We start from the raw sequence: 17646 nt of genomic DNA on the forward strand, positions 1-17646 counted from the left end.
GTCAGCGGCAAGGTCGCGGCCAAGCTCGACGACCACACCGTCCGCGTCGACCTCACCGCCACCAGCGCCGGCCAGAAGGTCCTCGGCATGTCCCGGGCCGTCGTACGGCTGGCGTGGCCCCGGGGCGCGGGATCTGAGGTCTGGTAAGGGGCGTTCTCCATGGGGAACGCCCCTTACTCATCGCCTTCCCTCGCTTCCCTTGACGTAGTTAGTGATTGAGTACTAACTTCGAAGCATGGTCAGGATGAGTGCGGAGGAGCGGCGCGAGAGCGTCATCCGGGCGGCGACGAGCGAGTTCGCCCAGGGCGGCTTCTACGGCACCTCCACGGAGGCCATCGCCAAGCGGGTGGGGGTGTCCCAGCCGTACCTCTTCCGGCTCTTCCCGGGGAAGAAGGCGATCTTCCTGGCGGTCGCGGAGCGCTGCCTGGAGGACACGCGCAAGGTCTTCGTGGAGGCCTCCGACGGCCTGCACGGCGAAGAGGCCCTGCACGCCATGGCCGAGGCCTACATGCGGCTGATCGCCGACCACCCCGAGAAGCTCCAGATGCAGTTGCAGGTGTACGTCGCGGTCGCCGCCGCCGAGGCGGCCGGTGACCACGAGTTCGGCAAGATGGTGCGCAAGGGCTGGCTGGAGCTCTGGGACGCCGTGCACCTGCCTCTGGGCGGGGACGTCTCCGAGACGACGACCTTCATGGCGTACGGCATGCTCATCAACGCGCTGGCCGGGATGGGCTTCCCGTCGGGGCACCGGATCTGGGACGGCTTCTACATCTCGGCGCGCCTCAAAGAAGGCCAGGAAGGCGCGTAGGGGCGGTCGGAGGCGTGCGGGAGCGTGCTCTCGTACGACCGCGAAAGTTAGTCATCAATTACTAACCAAATGGCAAGCAAGCAGTGCACACCCTCTGGGGGAGAGATGTCACAGCACGGCACGCAACGCGGCTCACGCGGCGGGGGAGCGGTCTGGGCCCTCGTCATCACCAGCATCGCCGGTTTCATGGCGGCCCTGGACAACCTCGTCGTCACCACCGCCCTGCCCTCCATCCGTGAGGATCTGGGCGGGGCGATGCACGACCTCGAATGGACCGTCAGCGCCTACACGCTCACCTTCGCCGTCCTCCTGATGTTCGGGGCGGCTCTCGGCGACCGCTTCGGCCGCCGACGCCTCTTCGTCGTCGGCCTCACCGTCTTCACCGCCGCCTCCGCCGTCGCGGCCATGGCGCCCGGCCTCGACTCCCTGATCGCGGCCCGCGCGGTCCAGGGCGTCGGCGCGGCGATCATGATGCCGCTGACGCTGACCCTGCTCACGGCCGCCGTGCCCGCCGAGCGGCGCGGGATGGCGTACGGCATCTGGGGTGCGGTCAACGGGCTGGCCGTCGCGTCCGGTCCCCTGGTCGGCGGCAGCCTCACCGAGCACGTCTCCTGGCAGTGGATCTTCTGGCTGAACGTGCCACTGGGCCTCGCGCTGCTGCCGCTCGCCCGCCTCCGCCTCAACGAGTCGTACGGGAACGGCGCACCGCTCGACCTTCCCGGCACCCTGCTGGCCAGCGGCGGACTCTTCGGCATCGTCTACGGCCTGGTCCGCGGGCCCGTCGACGGCTGGACCGGCCCGGTGGTGCTGACGGCGCTGTTCGCCGGGGTCGCGCTGCTCGCCGGGTTCGTCCACCACGGGATACGCGCCAGGAACCCCATGCTCCCCATGCGCCTCTTCCGCTCCCGCGCCTTCTCCGGCATCAACGCGGCGAGCCTGCTCATGTTCCTCGGGATGTTCGGCTCGATCTTCCTGCTCAGCCAGTACATGCAGAACGTGCTCGGCTACTCGCCGACCGAGGCGGGCCTGCGCATGCTGCCCTGGACCGGCATGCCGATGCTGGTCGCGCCGATCGCCGGCATCCTCTCGGACCGCGTCGGAGGGCGCCCGGTGGTCGCCGCCGGGCTCTTCTTCCAGGCGGCCGGCCTCGGCCACCTCGCCTACGTGGTCACCACCGACGCCTCCTACGGCAGCCAGCTGCCCGGCCTGATCCTGAGCGGCATCGGCATGGCCCTGTACTTCGCCCCCGCCTCCGCGCTCGTGATGTCCAGCGTCACCGCGAAGGAGCAGGGCATCGCCTCCGGCGCCAACAACGCCCTGCGCGAGGTGGGCGGAGCGCTCGGCATCGCCGTCATGGCATCGATCTTCTCGGCCCAGGGCGGCTACGAGACCCCGCAGGCCTTCGTCGACGGACTGCGGCCCGCGGTCGCGGCGGGCGCCGGGATCGTGGCCCTGGGAGGCGTCGCGGCCCTGTTCGTCCCCGGGCGCCGCCGCGGCGCCGAGCCGGACACGGTCGAGGTGGGGACGGAGCCCGTACCCGCGGCCGAGTCGGCGCCGGCCGGCACCGGGCACACGGCGTCCCGCTGACGTACACGAGCGACGGAACCGAAAGGAGCCGACATGCCCACCCTTCCCTGGACCGTGCCGCACCGGCCGCCGCGGGGCACCGAGGTCCACGTCTTCGCCTCCCGTTTCGAGACCCGCACCCTCTGGGGGGCGCTGAAGTTCCTGGCGGCCACGCCGCGCGTGTGGCGGCAGGTCAGAAGCGCCCCGGGAGCGTACGGGGCCTCCCTGAAGGCGGAGCCCTTCCGGCGGACCTTCTGGACCCTGTCCGCCTGGGAGACGCCCGAGGCGCTCAAGGCCTTCGCCCGCTCCGGCGCCCACGCGCCGTCCGCCCGGGGCCTGTCCGGACAGATGAGGGACGCCGAGTTCGCCACCTGGCCCGCGTCCGGTGACGACCTGCCGGTGAGCTGGGCGGAGGTCCGACGGCGCCTGACATGAGCACCCAGGACGAGAGAGGAAACGCTCCGGTCGACCGGCCGGGGCGTTTCCCGCTGCCCGGGGCTGTCGGTGCCGTCTCGTAGTCTTGAGCGCGTGCAGGAACTCCATGACGCCCCCCTCGCCCCGCTGACCACCTTCCGGCTGGGAGGACCCGCGACCCGGCTGGTCACCGCCACCACCGACGCCGAGGTGATCGCCGCCGTCCGCGAGGCCGACGACACCGGCACGCCGCTGCTGCTCATCGGCGGCGGCTCCAACCTGGTCATCGGCGACAAGGGCTTCGACGGCACCGCCCTGCACCTCGCCACCCGCGGCCTCACCCTCGACGGGACCACGCTGGAGCTGGCGGCCGGCGAGATCTGGACCGACGCCGTCGCCCGCACCGCCGAGGCCGGACTCGCGGGTGTGGAGTGCCTGGCCGGCATCCCCGGCTCGGCCGGCGCCACCCCCATCCAGAACGTCGGGGCGTACGGCCAGGAGGTCTCCTCCACGATCACCGAGGTCATCGCGTACGACCGCCGGTCCCGCCGGACGGTCACCCTCGCCAACGCCGACTGCGCCTTCTCCTACCGGCACAGCCGCTTCAAGGCCGAGCCGGAGCGCTATGTCGTCCTGCGCGTCCGCTTCGCCCTGGAGGACGCCGACGGCCTCTCCGCGCCCCTGCGCTACGCGGAGACGGCCCGCGCCCTGGGCGTCGAGCCCGGTGACCGGGTGCCACTGGCCACCGCCCGCGAGAGCGTGCTGAAGCTGCGCGCGGGCAAGGGCATGGTCCTGGACCCGGAGGACCACGACACCTGGTCGGCGGGGTCGTTCTTCACCAACCCGATCCTCACGGACGAGGAGTTCGCGGCCTTCCGCGCGCGCGTGGACGAGCGCCTCGGCGACGGCGTCGAGCCGCCCGCCTTCCCCGCGGGCGAGGGTCGCATCAAGACGTCCGCCGCCTGGCTGATCGACAAGGCCGGCTTCACCAAGGGGTACGGCAGCGGACCCGCCCGCATCTCCACCAAGCACACCCTCGCCCTGACCAACCGGGGCGAGGCGACCACCGAGGATCTGCTCGCCCTGGCCCGCGAGGTCGTCGGCGGCGTCCACGAGGCCTTCGGGATCACGCTGGTCAACGAGCCGGTGACGGTCGGCGTCAGCCTCTAGCCGAAGCCGAGGGCATCAGTAGGCGATCCCCACGCCCTGCCGCACCGTCCCCGGGTCGCCGGTCATCGCGAGCATCGCGTGGGCCACCTCGGCGCGCCCGAGGAAGCGCCCCCTGGCCGGGAAACCGCCGACCACCGTCCGGTACCGGCCGGTCAGCGGCCTGTCCTGCAACCGGGGCGGCCGGACCACCGTCCACTCCGTGTCACCGCGCGCCAGGTCGTCCTCCATGACGCGCAGGTCGGCGTAGACCTCCTTGAACACCGTGGAGATCACGCCCCGCACCCCCCGGTCCAGCAGCCCCTCGCCCTCGGCCCGCGGTCCCACCGGCATGGCGCTGACCACCAGCAGCCTGCGCACGCCCTCCGCCTCCATCGCGCCGACCACCGTGCGGGTCAGCCGTGCCACCACACCGGCATCGGCACGACGACGGGGGCCCAGCGCGGACAGCACGGCGTCCCGCCCGGCCACGGCGGTCCGCACCGAGGCGAGGTCGTCCAGATCGGCGCGGACCACCTCCAGACGCTCGCCGCTCCCGGGCAGCCGCGCGGGGTCGCGCACGACGGCCGTGACGTGGTGCCCGGCGTCGAGGGCCTGCCGGACGACCTCCCGGCCGGTGCCTCCGGTGGCACCGAAGACGGTGAGCTTCATGGCGTACTCCCTTCCGCGCGGCGGCGTCCGGGGCGGGCGCCGGCCGATGAGCGCTGACTCATCGGCGCACCGCCTCCCACCCCTTCAAGGCCCATTGAAGGGACCGGGCACTCACCCGCCGGTCGAGTCCGCCTCGAGCGCGGCACGCCCGCCGGGTCCGGCCCCTCGTCAGCGCCGGCCCTGGGACGTCGGCGCGACGCCCTCGTCGGCCAGCCAGTCGTCGATCCCCGCCAGCAGCTTTCGTCGTACGTCCTCCGGCGCGGCCGACCCCCGCACCGACTGCCGGGCCAGCTCCGCCAGCTCCGCGTCCGTGAAACCGTGGTGCTCCCGGGCGAACTCGTACTGGGCGGCCAGCCGGGCCCCGAACAGCAGCGGGTCGTCCGCGCCCAGCGCCATCGGCACCCCCGCCGCGAACAGCGTCCGCAGCGGCACGTCCTCCGGCTTCTCGTAGACGCCGAGCGCGACGTTCGACGCCGGACACACCTCGCACGTCACCTGCCGGTCGGCGAGCCGCTTCAGCAGCCGCGGGTCCTCCGCCGCCCGCACCCCGTGCCCGATCCGGTCGGCCTCCAGGTCGTCCAGGCAGTCCCGCACGGACGCCGGACCGGTCAGCTCGCCGCCGTGCGGAGCCGACAGCAGCCCGCCCTCCCGGGCGATCGCGAACGCCCGGTCGAAGTCCCGGGCCATGCCCCGCCGCTCGTCGTTGGAGAGACCGAACCCGACGACGCCCCGGTCCCCGTACCGCACCGCCAGCCGGGCCAGGGTCCGCGCGTCCAGCGGATGCTTCATCCGGTTCGCGGCGACCAGCACCCGCATGCCGATCCCGGTGTCCCGCGCGGCCGTCTCCACCGCGTCCAGGATGATCTCCAGCGCCGGGATCAGCCCGCCCAGCCGCGGCGCGTACGACGTCGGGTCGACCTGGATCTCCAGCCACCCCGAGCCGTCCCGCAGGTCCTCCTCCGCGGCCTCCCGCACCAGTCGCTGGATGTCCTCCGGCTCCTGCAGACACGACCGCGCCGCGTCGTACAGCCGCTGGAAGCGGAACCAGCCCCGCTCGTCCGTCGCCCGCAGTTTCGGCGACTCCCCGCGGCCCAGCGACTCGGTCAGCGTCTCGGGCAGACGCACGCCGTGCTTGTCGGCCAGCTCCAGCAGGGTCGCGGGCCGCATCGATCCGGTGAAGTGCAGGTGGAGATGGGCCTTGGGCAGTTCAGAGACATCACGTACACGCTCCATTCCGTGATCCTGCCGCACGACACGCCCGACCCGACAGCACTTTCCCCGTACGTGGTCTTGCTCGCACAAACAAACAGGGCACCCCGTGCAGCCACGGAGTGCCCTGCGGGAAGCGGGGGAGGTCAGTCCCTGGCCTCCGCCAGCAGCTTCTGGATCCGGCTCACGCCCTCGACGAGGTCCTCGTCACCGAGCGCGTACGACAGCCGCAGGTACCCGGGCGTGCCGAAGGCCTCGCCCGGCACCACCGCGACCTCGGCCTCCTCCAGGATCAGCGCGGCCAGCTCGACGGAGTCCTGCGGACGCTTGCCGCGGATCTCCTTGCCGAGGAGCGCCTTCACCGACGGGTAGGCGTAGAACGCGCCCTTCGGCTCGGGGCACAGCACGCCGTCGATGTCGTTGAGCATCCGCACGATGGTCTGGCGGCGCCGGTCGAAGGCCTCGCGCATCTTCGCCACGGCGTCCAGGTCGCCGGAGACCGCCGCGATCGCCGCCGCCTGGGCCACGTTGGACACGTTGGACGTGGCGTGCGACTGGAGGTTCGTCGCGGCCTTGACGACGTCCTTCGGGCCGATGACCCACCCGACCCGCCAGCCGGTCATCGCGTACGTCTTCGCGACACCGTTGACCACGATGCACTTGTCGCGCAGCTCGGGCAGCAGGGCCGGCAGGGAAACGGAGAAGGCGTCGCCGTACACGAGGTGCTCGTAGATCTCGTCCGTCAGCACCCACAGGCCGTGCTCGACGGCCCACTGGCCGATGGCCTCGGTCTCGGCCTCGGAGTACACCGAGCCCGTCGGGTTCGACGGGGAGACGAAGAGGACCACCTTCGTCTTCTCCGTGCGCGCCGCCTCCAGCTGCTCGACGCTCACCCGGTAGCCGGTGGTCTCGTCGGCGACGACCTCGACGGGCACACCGCCGGCCAGCCGGATCGACTCCGGGTACGTGGTCCAGTACGGCGCCGGGACGATGACCTCGTCGCCCGGGTCGAGGATCGCGGCGAACGCCTCGTAGATGGCCTGCTTGCCGCCGTTGGTGACGAGGATCTGCGAGGGGTCGACCTCGTAGCCGGAGTCGCGCAGCGTCTTCGCGGCGATCGCGGCCTTCAGCTCGGGCAGACCGCCGGCCGGCGTGTACCGGTGGAACTTCGGGTTCTTGCAGGCCTCGATCGCGGCCTCGACGATGTAGTCCGGCGTCGGGAAGTCGGGTTCGCCTGCGCCGAAGCCGATCACCGGACGCCCGGCGGCCTTGAGGGCCTTGGCCTTGGCGTCCACGGCGAGGGTGGCGGACTCGGAGATCGAGCCGACTCGGGCGGAGACCCGGCGCTCGGTGGGTGGGGTTGCAGCGCTCATGGCCCCATCGTTCCAGACCGGAAACCTCCCCGGCACAGGGGTTTCACGGACTGAACAGGACCGGGTCCCGTCCTGAACATCAGTCCGGGCGTGCTTTCTGTTCGACGCCCGGCCCGTGAGCACGTACACTCTCACCTCGTTGGCCTTCACCGGCCCGCGGTCACTCGGTGCACACCAAGCACCCGGGCGGATGCGGTACGTTGGGGGACACACAAAGGGTCGTAGCTCAATTGGTAGAGCACTGGTCTCCAAAACCAGCGGTTGGGGGTTCAAGTCCCTCCGGCCCTGCTACACACACCTTCGCCAGGATGTGTGCGCATGTACGTACAGCAATGCACCGCCGTGCGGCTCAGACCGGGCGCGGCACGGCCACGACCCGGAATCAGGTGAGGACGAGTGACGGACGCCGTGGGCTCCATCGACATGCCTGATGCCCAGGACGAGGCGCCGGACAAGAAGTCCCGCAAGGGCGGCAAGCGTGCCAAGAAGGGCCCCCTGAAGCGCCTCGCCCTCTTCTACCGCCAGATCGTCGCGGAGCTCCGCAAGGTCGTCTGGCCGACTCGCAACCAGCTGACGACGTACACGACCGTGGTGATCATCTTCGTGGTCATCATGATCGGCCTGGTGACTCTGATTGACTATGGCTTCTCTCACGCCGCCAAGTACGTCTTCGGCTGAGTCGAGAGCGAAGGGCGCCGAGGTACCCGGCGCCCCTTTCGCGTGTTCCACCCCTATGTATCCAGGAAGAAGCAGCCACAGTGTCTGACCCGAACGTGAACGACGCCATCGAGCCGGTCGAGTCCGTCGAGGACGAGCTCGGCACCGTCGAGGGCGCCGACAACGAGGACACCGAGGTCTCCGCCGAGACCGAGGCTGCCGACGACGCCGTCGTCGCGGACGAGACCGACGAGGACGTCGAGGACGAGACCGCCGAGCCGGCCGAGGACGAGACCGCCGAAGAGGCGGACGAGGCCGCGGAGCCCGAGCCCGAGCTCGACCCGATCGAGGCGCTCCGCCAGGAGCTGCGCGTCCTCCCCGGCGAGTGGTACGTCATCCACACCTACGCCGGTTACGAGAACCGCGTGAAGACCAACCTCGAGCAGCGCGCCGTCTCGCTCAACGTCGAGGACTACATCTTCCAGGCCGAGGTGCCGCAGGAAGAGGTCGTCCAGATCAAGAACGGCGACCGCAAGACGATCCGCCAGAACAAGCTGCCGGGTTACGTCCTGGTCCGCATGGACCTGACCAACGAGTCCTGGGGTGTCGTCCGCAACACCCCCGGCGTCACCGGCTTCGTCGGCAACGCCTACGACCCGTACCCGCTGACGCTGGACGAGATCGTCAAGATGCTCGCCCCCGAGGCCGAGGAGAAGGCCGCCCGCGAGGCCGCCGAGGCCGAGGGCAAGCCCGCTCCGCAGCGCAAGGTCGAGGTCCAGGTCCTGGACTTCGAGGTCGGCGACTCGGTCACCGTCACCGACGGCCCGTTCGCGACGTTGCAGGCCACGATCAACGAGATCAACGCCGACTCGAAGAAGGTCAAGGGCCTCGTCGAGATCTTCGGCCGCGAGACGCCGGTCGAGCTGAGCTTCGACCAGATCCAGAAGAACTAGCACCGCACCCCGGTCCTTCTCTGGACGTACTGCTTCCGAGCCGGTCAGGCGGGCGTTCGCGCCCTGCCTGACCTGCTCGGTTTTTGGCCGCGCATCTATACCCGTTATCGTTGTGCGGTATGCCTGTGTCCGGGTCGCCCCCGGATGCGGGCAGGACCCGAATCGAAAGGACCCGGAGAGCTATGCCTCCCAAGAAGAAGAAGGTCACGGGGCTCATCAAGCTCCAGATCCAGGCCGGTGCCGCGAACCCGGCCCCGCCGGTCGGCCCCGCGCTGGGTCAGCACGGCGTCAACATCATGGAGTTCTGCAAGGCCTACAACGCCGCGACCGAGTCGCAGCGTGGCTGGGTCATCCCGGTGGAGATCACGGTCTACGAGGACCGCTCCTTCACCTTCATCACGAAGACCCCGCCGGCCGCGAAGATGATCCTCAAGGCCGCGGGCGTGGAGAAGGGCTCCGGCGAGCCGCACAAGACCAAGGTCGCGAAGATCACCCGCGAGCAGGTCCGTGAGATCGCCACCACGAAGATGCCCGACCTCAACGCCAACGACCTGGACCAGGCGGAGAAGATCATCGCCGGTACCGCGCGCTCCATGGGCGTCACGGTCGAGGGCTGACCTCCACCCCCGTACACCAGCAGTAGTAGTGGCAGGGCCTGCTCGGCCCGGACCACGACTCCTCAGAAGCCAACAGGAGCAGTAGTGAGCAAGCGCAGCAAGTCTCTCCGCGCTGCGGACGAGAAGATCGACCGGGACAAGCTCTACGCCCCGCTCGAGGCCGTCCGTCTCGCCAAGGAGACCTCCACGACCAAGTTCGACAGCACCGTCGAGGTCGCCTTCCGCCTGGGTGTCGACCCGCGCAAGGCCGACCAGATGGTCCGTGGCACCGTGAACCTCCCGCACGGCACCGGTAAGACCGCCCGGGTCCTGGTCTTCGCGACCGGTGACCGTGCCGAGGCCGCGCGTGCCGCGGGCGCCGACATCGTCGGCGCCGACGAACTGATCGACGAGGTGTCGAAGGGCCGTCTGGACTTCGACGCCGTCGTCGCCACCCCGGACCTCATGGGCAAGGTCGGCCGCCTCGGCCGCGTCCTCGGCCCGCGTGGTCTGATGCCGAACCCGAAGACCGGCACCGTGACCCCGGACGTGGCCAAGGCCGTGACCGAGATCAAGGGCGGCAAGATCGAGTTCCGCGTCGACAAGCACTCGAACCTGCACTTCATCATCGGCAAGACGTCGTTCGACGACACCAAGCTGGTGGAGAACTACGGCGCGGCGCTGGAGGAAGTCCTCCGTCTGAAGCCGTCCGCCGCCAAGGGCCGGTACATCCGGAAGGCCGCCATCAGCACCACGATGGGCCCCGGCATCCCGCTGGACTCCAACCGCACCCGCAACCTCCTCGTCGAGGAGGACCCGGCGGCGGTCTGAGCCGACGGCTCAACCCCCAGGGTTCACGGGCCCCGCACCTTCCGAGGTGCGGGGCCCGTTCCGCTTTTCCGGTACGGACCCCGGCCCGCTGGGCTAGCGTGCGGGCAGCGAACTCGCATACGGCGTACAGGGGTGGGGCGGATGACGCGCACGACGGCACGCCGTACGGTCCTCCGGATCGCGCTGACGACCGCGTTGGTCTCCGTCACCGCCTGCACCTCCGCCGCCGGGTCCGCCCCCTCCTCCGACGCCGCCCGCGCCACCGACCCGTCGACCCGGCCCCTGCGCGCCGTGGAGCGGGCCACCGGACGGGCCGGTTCGGCCAGGGTCGAGTCCACGACCGTCATGGGCGGGGAACTGTCCCTGAAGGCCGCCGGCACCCTCGGCTGGCGCGACGACCTCACCGGCACCCTGACGATCACGTACACGGGCGGCACGACCGCCGAGATGATGCGCCGGCTCGGCACCACCGCCCTGGAGGCCCGCTACCTGCCCGACGCCTACTACGCCAGACTCGGCGACCGCTTCGCCGACCGGGTGGGCGGCCGGCACTGGATCAGGTACGCCTACGCGGATCTGGACGCCCTCGGTCCGGACGCGGGCGGCGGCTTCGCGGACCAGCTGCGCGAGACCACCCCGCACCTGGCGGTGCGGGCCCTGCTGGAGGCCGAGGACGTGCGCGAGGTCGGTGCGGAGACGACCCGCGGCCGGCGCACCACGCACTGGACCGGCACGGTCGGCGGCGCCACCGCCCGCACCGTCGACATCTGGGTGGACGACCGGGACCTGCTGGTCAAGAAGGTCGAGCGGGGCCGGACGGAGACCGGGAAACTGACCCAGACCGCGTACTACAGCGACTACGGCACAGGCGTCGCCCCGAAGCGCCCGCCGGCCGCGGACACGGCGGACTTCAGGGAACTGCTGAAGACGCGGGACGACGGCTCCTGACCGGTCTCCGGCCGCCGTGCTCCCGCGGACCGCCCCGCATAAATCACAAGATCGTTCGAACCATCTCCGCTACGCTCGCGTCCTTGCTGTGAAGAAGCAGTGCGCAGTCCGTGTGCCCTGTGAAGCGTGTTTCCGTGGGGGGATCCATGAAGACGTCCGTACGCGTGCCCGTGGGCGCCGGTCTGACCGCTCTGCTGCTCGCCGCCGGCGCGGTGGGCTGTTCCGACGGGGGCGAGGAGTCCCCGAAGATGACGCCGGCCGCGGCCGTCGCCAAGGCGGCGAAGAACACGGAGGAGATCAAGTCCCTCCACTACCGCATGACCGGGCGGGCTCCCGAGGAGGGCCGGGTCGAGGCCGAGGCCCAGATGCAGCTGAAGCCCACGCTCGCGATGAGCATGAAGATGATGGCGCTCGACCAGGGCGCCGACGCCAAGGCGGAGATCCGGCTCGTCGACAAGGCCATGTACATCGGCGGCGGCGCCGCGGCGGCCAAGGAGATGGACGGCAAGAGCTGGATGAAGTTCGACCTGGCCGCCATGGGGGCCGAGGACGAGCTGAACCAGCTGGGCGGGGCCTCCCAGGCCGACAGGAACCCGGCGGCCGAGTCCACCTTCCTCACCGGTGCCAAGGACGTGGAGAAGGTCGGCACGGAGACGGTCGACGGCGTCGAGACCACCCGCTACAGGGGCACCGTGACCCTCGCCGACCTGGAGAAGAGCCTCGGGGACGAGGACGAGGCCACCCGGGAGAAGCGCCAGAAGAGCCTTGAGCAGTACGAGAAGATGGGCCTCGACAAGCTCACGATGGACATGTGGATCGACGGGGACGAACAGACCAAGCAGTTCCGCATGCAGGGTGAGGCCGACAAGGGTCCGCTGGACATGACCTTCACCTTCCTCGACGTCAACGAGCCCGTGAAGGTCACCGCCCCGCCGGCCAAGGACACGGTCGACCTGGCGGAGATGATGAAGGAGGGCGAGCAGGGCTGACCCGTCGGCCGCCCGCCGCCCGGGTGGCCCCACGGGCGGATTTGCTCGACACTGCCCCGTTCACGTACGCTTCACCAGAAGCCAAAGACCGCTGGTCGTTGCCGTGTGCTCCTCGGAGGGCACGGTGGCCGAAGGATCCGCTGAACTGCGGACGACCCGCGCAGGTGACTGTGGATGAGCTCCCGGACCTCACACCCCTTGGGTGTGCCAGACGGTCGAGCCACGCCCCGTGCGCCTGCGCCGGGGCGTTTCGTTTTCCCCAGTCCTCCTTCGGGTCCGCGCGGTCCGAATCACCCGGAAGGAGGCCGAGGCTCTATGGCGACGCCCGACAAGGCTGCCGCGGTTGCCGAGCTGACGGACAAGTTCCGCAGCTCCAACGCCGCCGTGCTGACCGAGTACCGCGGTCTCACCGTGGCGCAGCTCAAGACGCTGCGCCGGTCGCTCGGTGAGAACGCCCAGTACGCCGTGGTGAAGAACACGCTGACCAAGATTGCGGCCAACGAGGCCGGGATCACGACGCTGGACGACCAGTTCAATGGTCCGACGGCTGTCGCCTTCATCACCGGTGACCCGGTGGTGTCGGCGAAGGGTCTGCGCGACTTCGCCAAGGACAACCCCAACCTCGTCATCAAGGGCGGTGTCCTTGACGGCAAGGCGCTGTCCGCCGACGAGATCAAGAAGCTTGCGGACCTCGAGTCCCGCGAGGTTCTGCTCGCCAAGCTGGCGGGCGCCTTCAAGGGCAAGCAGACGCAGACTGCTCAGCTCTTCCAGGCGCTTCCCTCGAAGCTCGTCCGCACCGTGGACGCGCTCCGTGCCAAGCAGGACGAGCAGGGCGGTGCCGAGTAACTCGGCTCGCTTTCTGACTCACGCCGCCTAGCGGCGCGGGTCACAGCGGGCCCGACGTACGCCCGCCTCACCCAGTACATCCGGCACCCCCTGCCGAATAGTGGAAGGACCGCCATCATGGCGAAGCTCAGCCAGGACGACCTGCTCGCCCAGTTCGAGGAGATGACCCTCATCGAGCTCTCCGAGTTCGTGAAGGCCTTCGAGGAGAAGTTCGACGTCACCGCCGCCGCGGCCGTCGCCGCCGCCCCGGCCGGCCCGGCCGCCGCCGCCCCCGCCGAGGAGGAGAAGGACGAGTTCGACGTCATCCTCACCGGTGCCGGCGACAAGAAGATCCAGGTCATCAAGGTCGTGCGTGAGCTGACCTCCCTGGGTCTCAAGGAGGCCAAGGACCTCGTGGACGGCGCCCCGAAGCCCGTCCTCGAGAAGGTCGCCAAGGACGCCGCCGAGAAGGCCGCCGAGTCCCTCAAGGGCGCCGGCGCCTCCGTCGAGGTCAAGTAAGACCGCACCGGCACCACGGATCCGTCAGGGTCTGTAACGCCGTAGCACCGAAGAGCGATCATCCATCCGGGTGGTCGCTCTTCGGCGTATCCGAGGGTGCGGCGGCGGCTGCCTTGCACGCGTGACGGCGGAGAGTAGGGTGATCTTCGTCGTGCCGTCTCCAGGGCCCTGAGAGCCGCTGGAGGCGACCGGTTCGGGCCTAGGGGGGCCTTGACGAACAGCACGCAGCGCGCAATTCTCAGGGCGTCGTCAAAGGATCCGAATCCGAGGCATGGATCGACGGCGAAGAGGGCAGTATCAACGTGCGTTGAGGGCGAGGCCTTGCCGCAGGTGGTGAGAACAACGAGGAGCGAACACGGTCCCCGAGAACCGCACTGGACATCAGTGAGCCAAGTGGCTACACTGTCCCTTTGCGCTGCCTGTTAGCTGCCCCCTGCCCGTCACCAGGGGTCTACCCTCGCCCGAGCACTGACGACCAGAGCATGTCTGACCTGGCTCTTCGGCCACATCAGACACCCCCTGTCTTCGTGCACGGAAGAGGGGCCGGTACGCGCGTAGTGAGTCCGAGCCCTCGGAAGGACCCCCTCTTGGCCGCCTCGCGCAATGCCTCGACCGCGAATACGAACAACGCTGCCAGCACCGCCCCGCTGCGCATCTCCTTTGCAAAGATCAAGGAGCCCCTCGAGGTTCCGAACCTTCTCGCGCTGCAAACCGAGAGCTTCGACTGGCTGCTCGGCAACGACGCCTGGAAGGCTCGCGTCGAGTCGGCTCTGGAGTCCGGTCAGGACGTCCCCACCAAGTCCGGTCTGGAAGAGATCTTCGAGGAGATCTCGCCGATCGAGGACTTCTCCGGGTCGATGTCGCTGACGTTCCGCGACCACCGCTTCGAGCCCCCCAAGAACAGCATCGACGAGTGCAAGGACCGCGACTTCACGTACGCGGCCCCGCTCTTCGTCACCGCCGAGTTCACCAACAACGAGACCGGCGAGATCAAGTCCCAGACGGTCTTCATGGGCGACTTCCCGCTCATGACCAACAAGGGCACCTTCGTCATCAACGGCACCGAGCGTGTCGTGGTGTCGCAGCTGGTCCGTTCGCCGGGTGTCTACTTCGACTCCTCCATCGACAAGACGTCCGACAAGGACATCTTCTCCGCCAAGATCATCCCGTCCCGGGGTGCCTGGCTGGAGATGGAGATCGACAAGCGCGACATGGTCGGTGTGCGCATCGACCGCAAGCGCAAGCAGTCCGTGACCGTCCTGCTCAAGGCTCTCGGTTGGACGACCGAGCAGATCCTGGAGGAGTTCGGCGAGTACGAGTCCATGCGCGCCACCCTGGAGAAGGACCACACCCAGGGCCAGGACGACGCGCTGCTCGACATCTACCGCAAGCTGCGTCCGGGCGAGCCCCCCACGCGTGAGGCCGCTCAGACGCTGCTCGAGAACCTCTACTTCAACCCGAAGCGCTACGACCTCGCCAAGGTCGGCCGCTACAAGGTGAACAAGAAGCTCGGCGCCGACGAGCCCCTGGACGCCGGCGTCCTCACCACCGACGACGTCATCGCCACCATCAAGTACCTGGTGAAGCTGCACGCCGGTGAGACCGAGACGGTCGGCGAGTCGGGCCGGGAGATCGTCGTCGAGACCGACGACATCGACCACTTCGGCAACCGCCGCATCCGCAACGTCGGCGAGCTGATCCAGAACCAGGTCCGTACGGGTCTCGCCCGTATGGAGCGCGTCGTGCGCGAGCGCATGACCACCCAGGACGTCGAGGCGATCACGCCGCAGACCCTGATCAACATCCGGCCGGTCGTCGCCTCCATCAAGGAGTTCTTCGGCACCAGCCAGCTGTCCCAGTTCATGGACCAGAACAACCCGCTGTCGGGGCTGACGCACAAGCGTCGTCTGAACGCCCTCGGCCCGGGTGGTCTCTCCCGTGAGCGGGCCGGCTTCGAGGTCCGCGACGTGCACCCGTCGCACTACGGCCGCATGTGCCCGATCGAGACGCCCGAAGGCCCGAACATCGGTCTGATCGGATCGCTCGCCTCGTACGGCCGCATCAACCCCTTCGGTTTCATCGAGACGCCGTACCGCAAGGTCGTCGACGGCCAGGTCACGGACGACGTGGACTACCTGACCGCCGACGAGGAGGACCGCTTCGTCATCGCGCAGGCCAACGCCACGCTCAACGACGACATGCGCTTCTCCGAGGCCCGCGTCCTGGTCCGCCGCCGTGGCGGAGAGGTCGACTACGTCCCCGGTGACGACGTCGACTACATGGACGTCTCGCCGCGCCAGATGGTGTCGGTCGCGACCGCCATGATCCCGTTCCTCGAGCACGACGACGCCAACCGTGCCCTCATGGGCGCGAACATGATGCGTCAGGCGGTGCCGCTCATCAAGAGCGAGTCCCCGCTGGTCGGCACCGGCATGGAGTACCGCTCCGCCGCCGACGCCGGCGACGTGGTCAAGGCCGAGAAGGCGGGTGTGGTCCAGGAGGTCTCCGCGGACTACATCACCACGACCAACGACGACGGCACGTACATCACGTACCGCCTGGCCAAGTTCTCCCGGTCCAACCAGGGAACCTCGGTCAACCAGAAGGTCATCGTCGCCGAGGGCGACCGGGTCATCGAGGGCCAGGTCCTGGCCGACGGTCCGGCCACCGAGAACGGCGAGATGGCGCTCGGCAAGAACCTGCTGGTCGCGTTCATGCCGTGGGAGGGTCACAACTACGAGGACGCGATCATCCTGTCGCAGCGCCTCGTGCAGGACGACGTCCTCTCCTCGATCCACATCGAGGAGCACGAGGTCGACGCCCGTGACACCAAGCTCGGCCCCGAGGAGATCACCCGGGACATCCCGAACGTCTCCGAGGAGGTCCTCGCCGACCTCGACGAGCGCGGCATCATCCGCATCGGTGCCGAGGTCGTCGCCGGCGACATCCTCGTCGGCAAGGTCACGCCCAAGGGCGAGACCGAGCTGACCCCGGAGGAGCGTCTGCTCCGCGCGATCTTCGGTGAGAAGGCGCGCGAGGTGCGCGACACCTCCCTGAAGGTGCCGCACGGTGAGATCGGCAAGGTCATCGGCGTCCGCGTCTTCGACCGCGAGGAGGGCGACGAGCTTCCCCCCGGTGTGAACCAGCTGGTGCGCGTGTACGTGGCGCAGAAGCGCAAGATCACCGACGGTGACAAGCTCGCCGGCCGCCACGGCAACAAGGGCGTCATCTCCAAGATCAACCCGATCGAGGACATGCCGTTCCTGGAGGACGGCACGCCCGTCGACATCATCCTGAACCCGCTGGGTGTCCCGTCCCGAATGAACCCGGGACAGGTCCTGGAGATCCACCTCGGCTGGCTCGCCAGCCGCGGCTGGGACGTCTCCGGCCTCGCGGAGGAGTGGGCCCAGCGTCTGCAGGCCATCGGCGCCGACAAGGTCGAGCCCGGCACCAACGTCGCCACCCCGGTCTTCGACGGTGCGCGTGAGGACGAGCTGGCCGGTCTGCTCCAGCACACCATCCCGAACCGCGACGGCGAGCGCATGGTGCTCCCGTCCGGCAAGGCGCGGCTGTTCGACGGCCGCTCGGGTGAGCCGTTCCCGGAGCCGATCTCGGTCGGCTACATGTACATCCTCAAGCTCCACCACCTGGTCGACGACAAGCTGCACGCCCGGTCGACCGGCCCGTACTCGATGATCACCCAGCAGCCGCTGGGTGGTAAGGCCCAGTTCGGTGGCCAGCGCTTCGGTGAGATGGAGGTGTGGGCGCTGGAGGCTTACGGCGCCGCGTACGCCCTCCAGGAGCTGCTGACCATCAAGTCCGACGACGTGACCGGCCGCGTGAAGGTCTACGAGGCCATCGTCAAGGGCGAGAACATCCCTGAGCCCGGCATCCCCGAGTCCTTCAAGGTGCTCATCAAGGAGATGCAGTCCCTGTGCCTCAACGTGGAGGTGCTGTCCTCGGACGGCATGTCCATCGAGATGCGTGACACCGACGAGGACGTCTTCCGCGCTGCGGAGGAGCTCGGCATCGACCTGTCGCGGCGCGAGCCGAGCAGCGTCGAAGAGGTCTGACGGGAGTCAGGCGGGGCCTCTCACGCAGAGGCCCCGCCGATCCCGCGACCCCCGTTTCAGACCACAG

General features: G+C 69.4%; 16 protein-coding genes and 1 tRNA gene. 14 read left to right on the forward strand and 3 right to left on the reverse strand.

Going from position 1 to position 17646, the window contains the following annotated elements; all coding sequences use genetic code 11:
• Nucleotides 1-235 precede the first annotated feature (235 nt).
• From AC07FV_RS27730 to AC07FV_RS27745, 4 genes are all read left to right on the forward strand, one after another.
• Nucleotides 236-808 carry a TetR/AcrR family transcriptional regulator gene (locus AC07FV_RS27730; RefSeq protein WP_479090072.1) on the forward strand — a complete coding sequence of 191 codons (573 nt, stop codon included), beginning with the start codon at nt 236-238 and terminating at the stop codon, nt 806-808.
• Between the two features lie 105 nt (nt 809-913).
• Nucleotides 914-2395, forward strand: a complete 1482-nt coding sequence (locus tag AC07FV_RS27735; protein WP_479090074.1) for an MFS transporter — start codon at nt 914-916, stop codon at nt 2393-2395.
• Nucleotides 2396-2428: 33 nt separating this feature from the next.
• Nucleotides 2429-2809 carry a DUF3291 domain-containing protein gene (locus AC07FV_RS27740; RefSeq protein WP_479090075.1) on the forward strand — a complete coding sequence of 127 codons (381 nt, stop codon included), beginning with the start codon at nt 2429-2431 and terminating at the stop codon, nt 2807-2809.
• Nucleotides 2810-2902: 93 nt separating this feature from the next.
• Nucleotides 2903-3958, forward strand: coding sequence for a UDP-N-acetylmuramate dehydrogenase (locus AC07FV_RS27745; RefSeq protein WP_479090076.1), 1056 nt, complete (start codon nt 2903-2905; stop codon nt 3956-3958).
• 15 nt (nt 3959-3973) lie between these two features.
• Here the strand turns inward: AC07FV_RS27745 and AC07FV_RS27750 are convergent, their stop codons facing one another.
• The 3 genes from AC07FV_RS27750 to AC07FV_RS27760 form a co-directional block, all read right to left on the reverse strand.
• Nucleotides 3974-4606: an NAD(P)-dependent oxidoreductase gene (locus AC07FV_RS27750; RefSeq protein WP_479090077.1), complete on the reverse strand. Its 633-nt coding sequence runs from the start codon at nt 4604-4606 to the stop codon at nt 3974-3976.
• Nucleotides 4607-4774: 168 nt separating this feature from the next.
• Nucleotides 4775-5839: an adenosine deaminase gene (locus AC07FV_RS27755; RefSeq protein ID WP_479090079.1), complete on the reverse strand. Its 1065-nt coding sequence runs from the start codon at nt 5837-5839 to the stop codon at nt 4775-4777.
• 122 nt (nt 5840-5961) lie between these two features.
• Nucleotides 5962-7188 carry a pyridoxal phosphate-dependent aminotransferase gene (locus AC07FV_RS27760; protein WP_384694822.1) on the reverse strand — a complete coding sequence of 409 codons (1227 nt, stop codon included), beginning with the start codon at nt 7186-7188 and terminating at the stop codon, nt 5962-5964.
• 215 nt (nt 7189-7403) lie between these two features.
• Here AC07FV_RS27760 and AC07FV_RS27765 point away from each other — a divergent pair.
• The 10 genes from AC07FV_RS27765 (at nt 7404) to rpoB (ending at nt 17579) form a co-directional block, all read left to right on the forward strand.
• Nucleotides 7404-7476: transfer RNA gene (locus tag AC07FV_RS27765), tRNA-Trp, on the forward strand.
• 108 nt (nt 7477-7584) lie between these two features.
• The gene (gene secE / locus AC07FV_RS27770) at nt 7585-7866 is read left to right on the forward strand and encodes a preprotein translocase subunit SecE (protein ID WP_356601704.1); all 282 of its coding nucleotides are present in this window, start codon (nt 7585-7587) and stop codon (nt 7864-7866) included.
• 80 nt (nt 7867-7946) lie between these two features.
• Nucleotides 7947-8798, forward strand: a complete 852-nt coding sequence (nusG, locus tag AC07FV_RS27775; protein WP_479090081.1) for a transcription termination/antitermination protein NusG — start codon at nt 7947-7949, stop codon at nt 8796-8798.
• 182 nt (nt 8799-8980) lie between these two features.
• Nucleotides 8981-9415, forward strand: a complete 435-nt coding sequence (gene rplK / locus AC07FV_RS27780; RefSeq protein ID WP_073725164.1) for a 50S ribosomal protein L11 — start codon at nt 8981-8983, stop codon at nt 9413-9415.
• A gap of 84 nt (nt 9416-9499) precedes the next feature.
• A complete protein-coding gene (gene rplA / locus AC07FV_RS27785; RefSeq protein ID WP_383641619.1) occupies nt 9500-10225 on the forward strand; it encodes a 50S ribosomal protein L1 in 726 nt (241 codons plus the stop codon).
• Nucleotides 10226-10366: 141 nt separating this feature from the next.
• Complete coding sequence (locus tag AC07FV_RS27790) at nt 10367-11173, forward strand: SCO4651 family lipoprotein (protein ID WP_479090082.1); 807 nt, start codon at nt 10367-10369, stop codon at nt 11171-11173.
• A 146-nt stretch (nt 11174-11319) separates the two neighbouring features.
• Nucleotides 11320-12162: an SCO4651 family lipoprotein gene (locus tag AC07FV_RS27795; protein WP_479090083.1), complete on the forward strand. Its 843-nt coding sequence runs from the start codon at nt 11320-11322 to the stop codon at nt 12160-12162.
• A gap of 315 nt (nt 12163-12477) precedes the next feature.
• Nucleotides 12478-13008, forward strand: coding sequence for a 50S ribosomal protein L10 (gene rplJ / locus AC07FV_RS27800; RefSeq protein WP_053135564.1), 531 nt, complete (start codon nt 12478-12480; stop codon nt 13006-13008).
• A gap of 117 nt (nt 13009-13125) precedes the next feature.
• Nucleotides 13126-13506 carry a 50S ribosomal protein L7/L12 gene (rplL, locus tag AC07FV_RS27805; protein WP_053135567.1) on the forward strand — a complete coding sequence of 127 codons (381 nt, stop codon included), beginning with the start codon at nt 13126-13128 and terminating at the stop codon, nt 13504-13506.
• A gap of 587 nt (nt 13507-14093) precedes the next feature.
• Nucleotides 14094-17579: a DNA-directed RNA polymerase subunit beta gene (gene rpoB, locus AC07FV_RS27810; protein ID WP_053135571.1), complete on the forward strand. Its 3486-nt coding sequence runs from the start codon at nt 14094-14096 to the stop codon at nt 17577-17579.
• Nucleotides 17580-17646: the final 67 nt, after the last annotated feature.

The organism is Streptomyces sp. NPDC045956 (assembly GCF_056430705.1).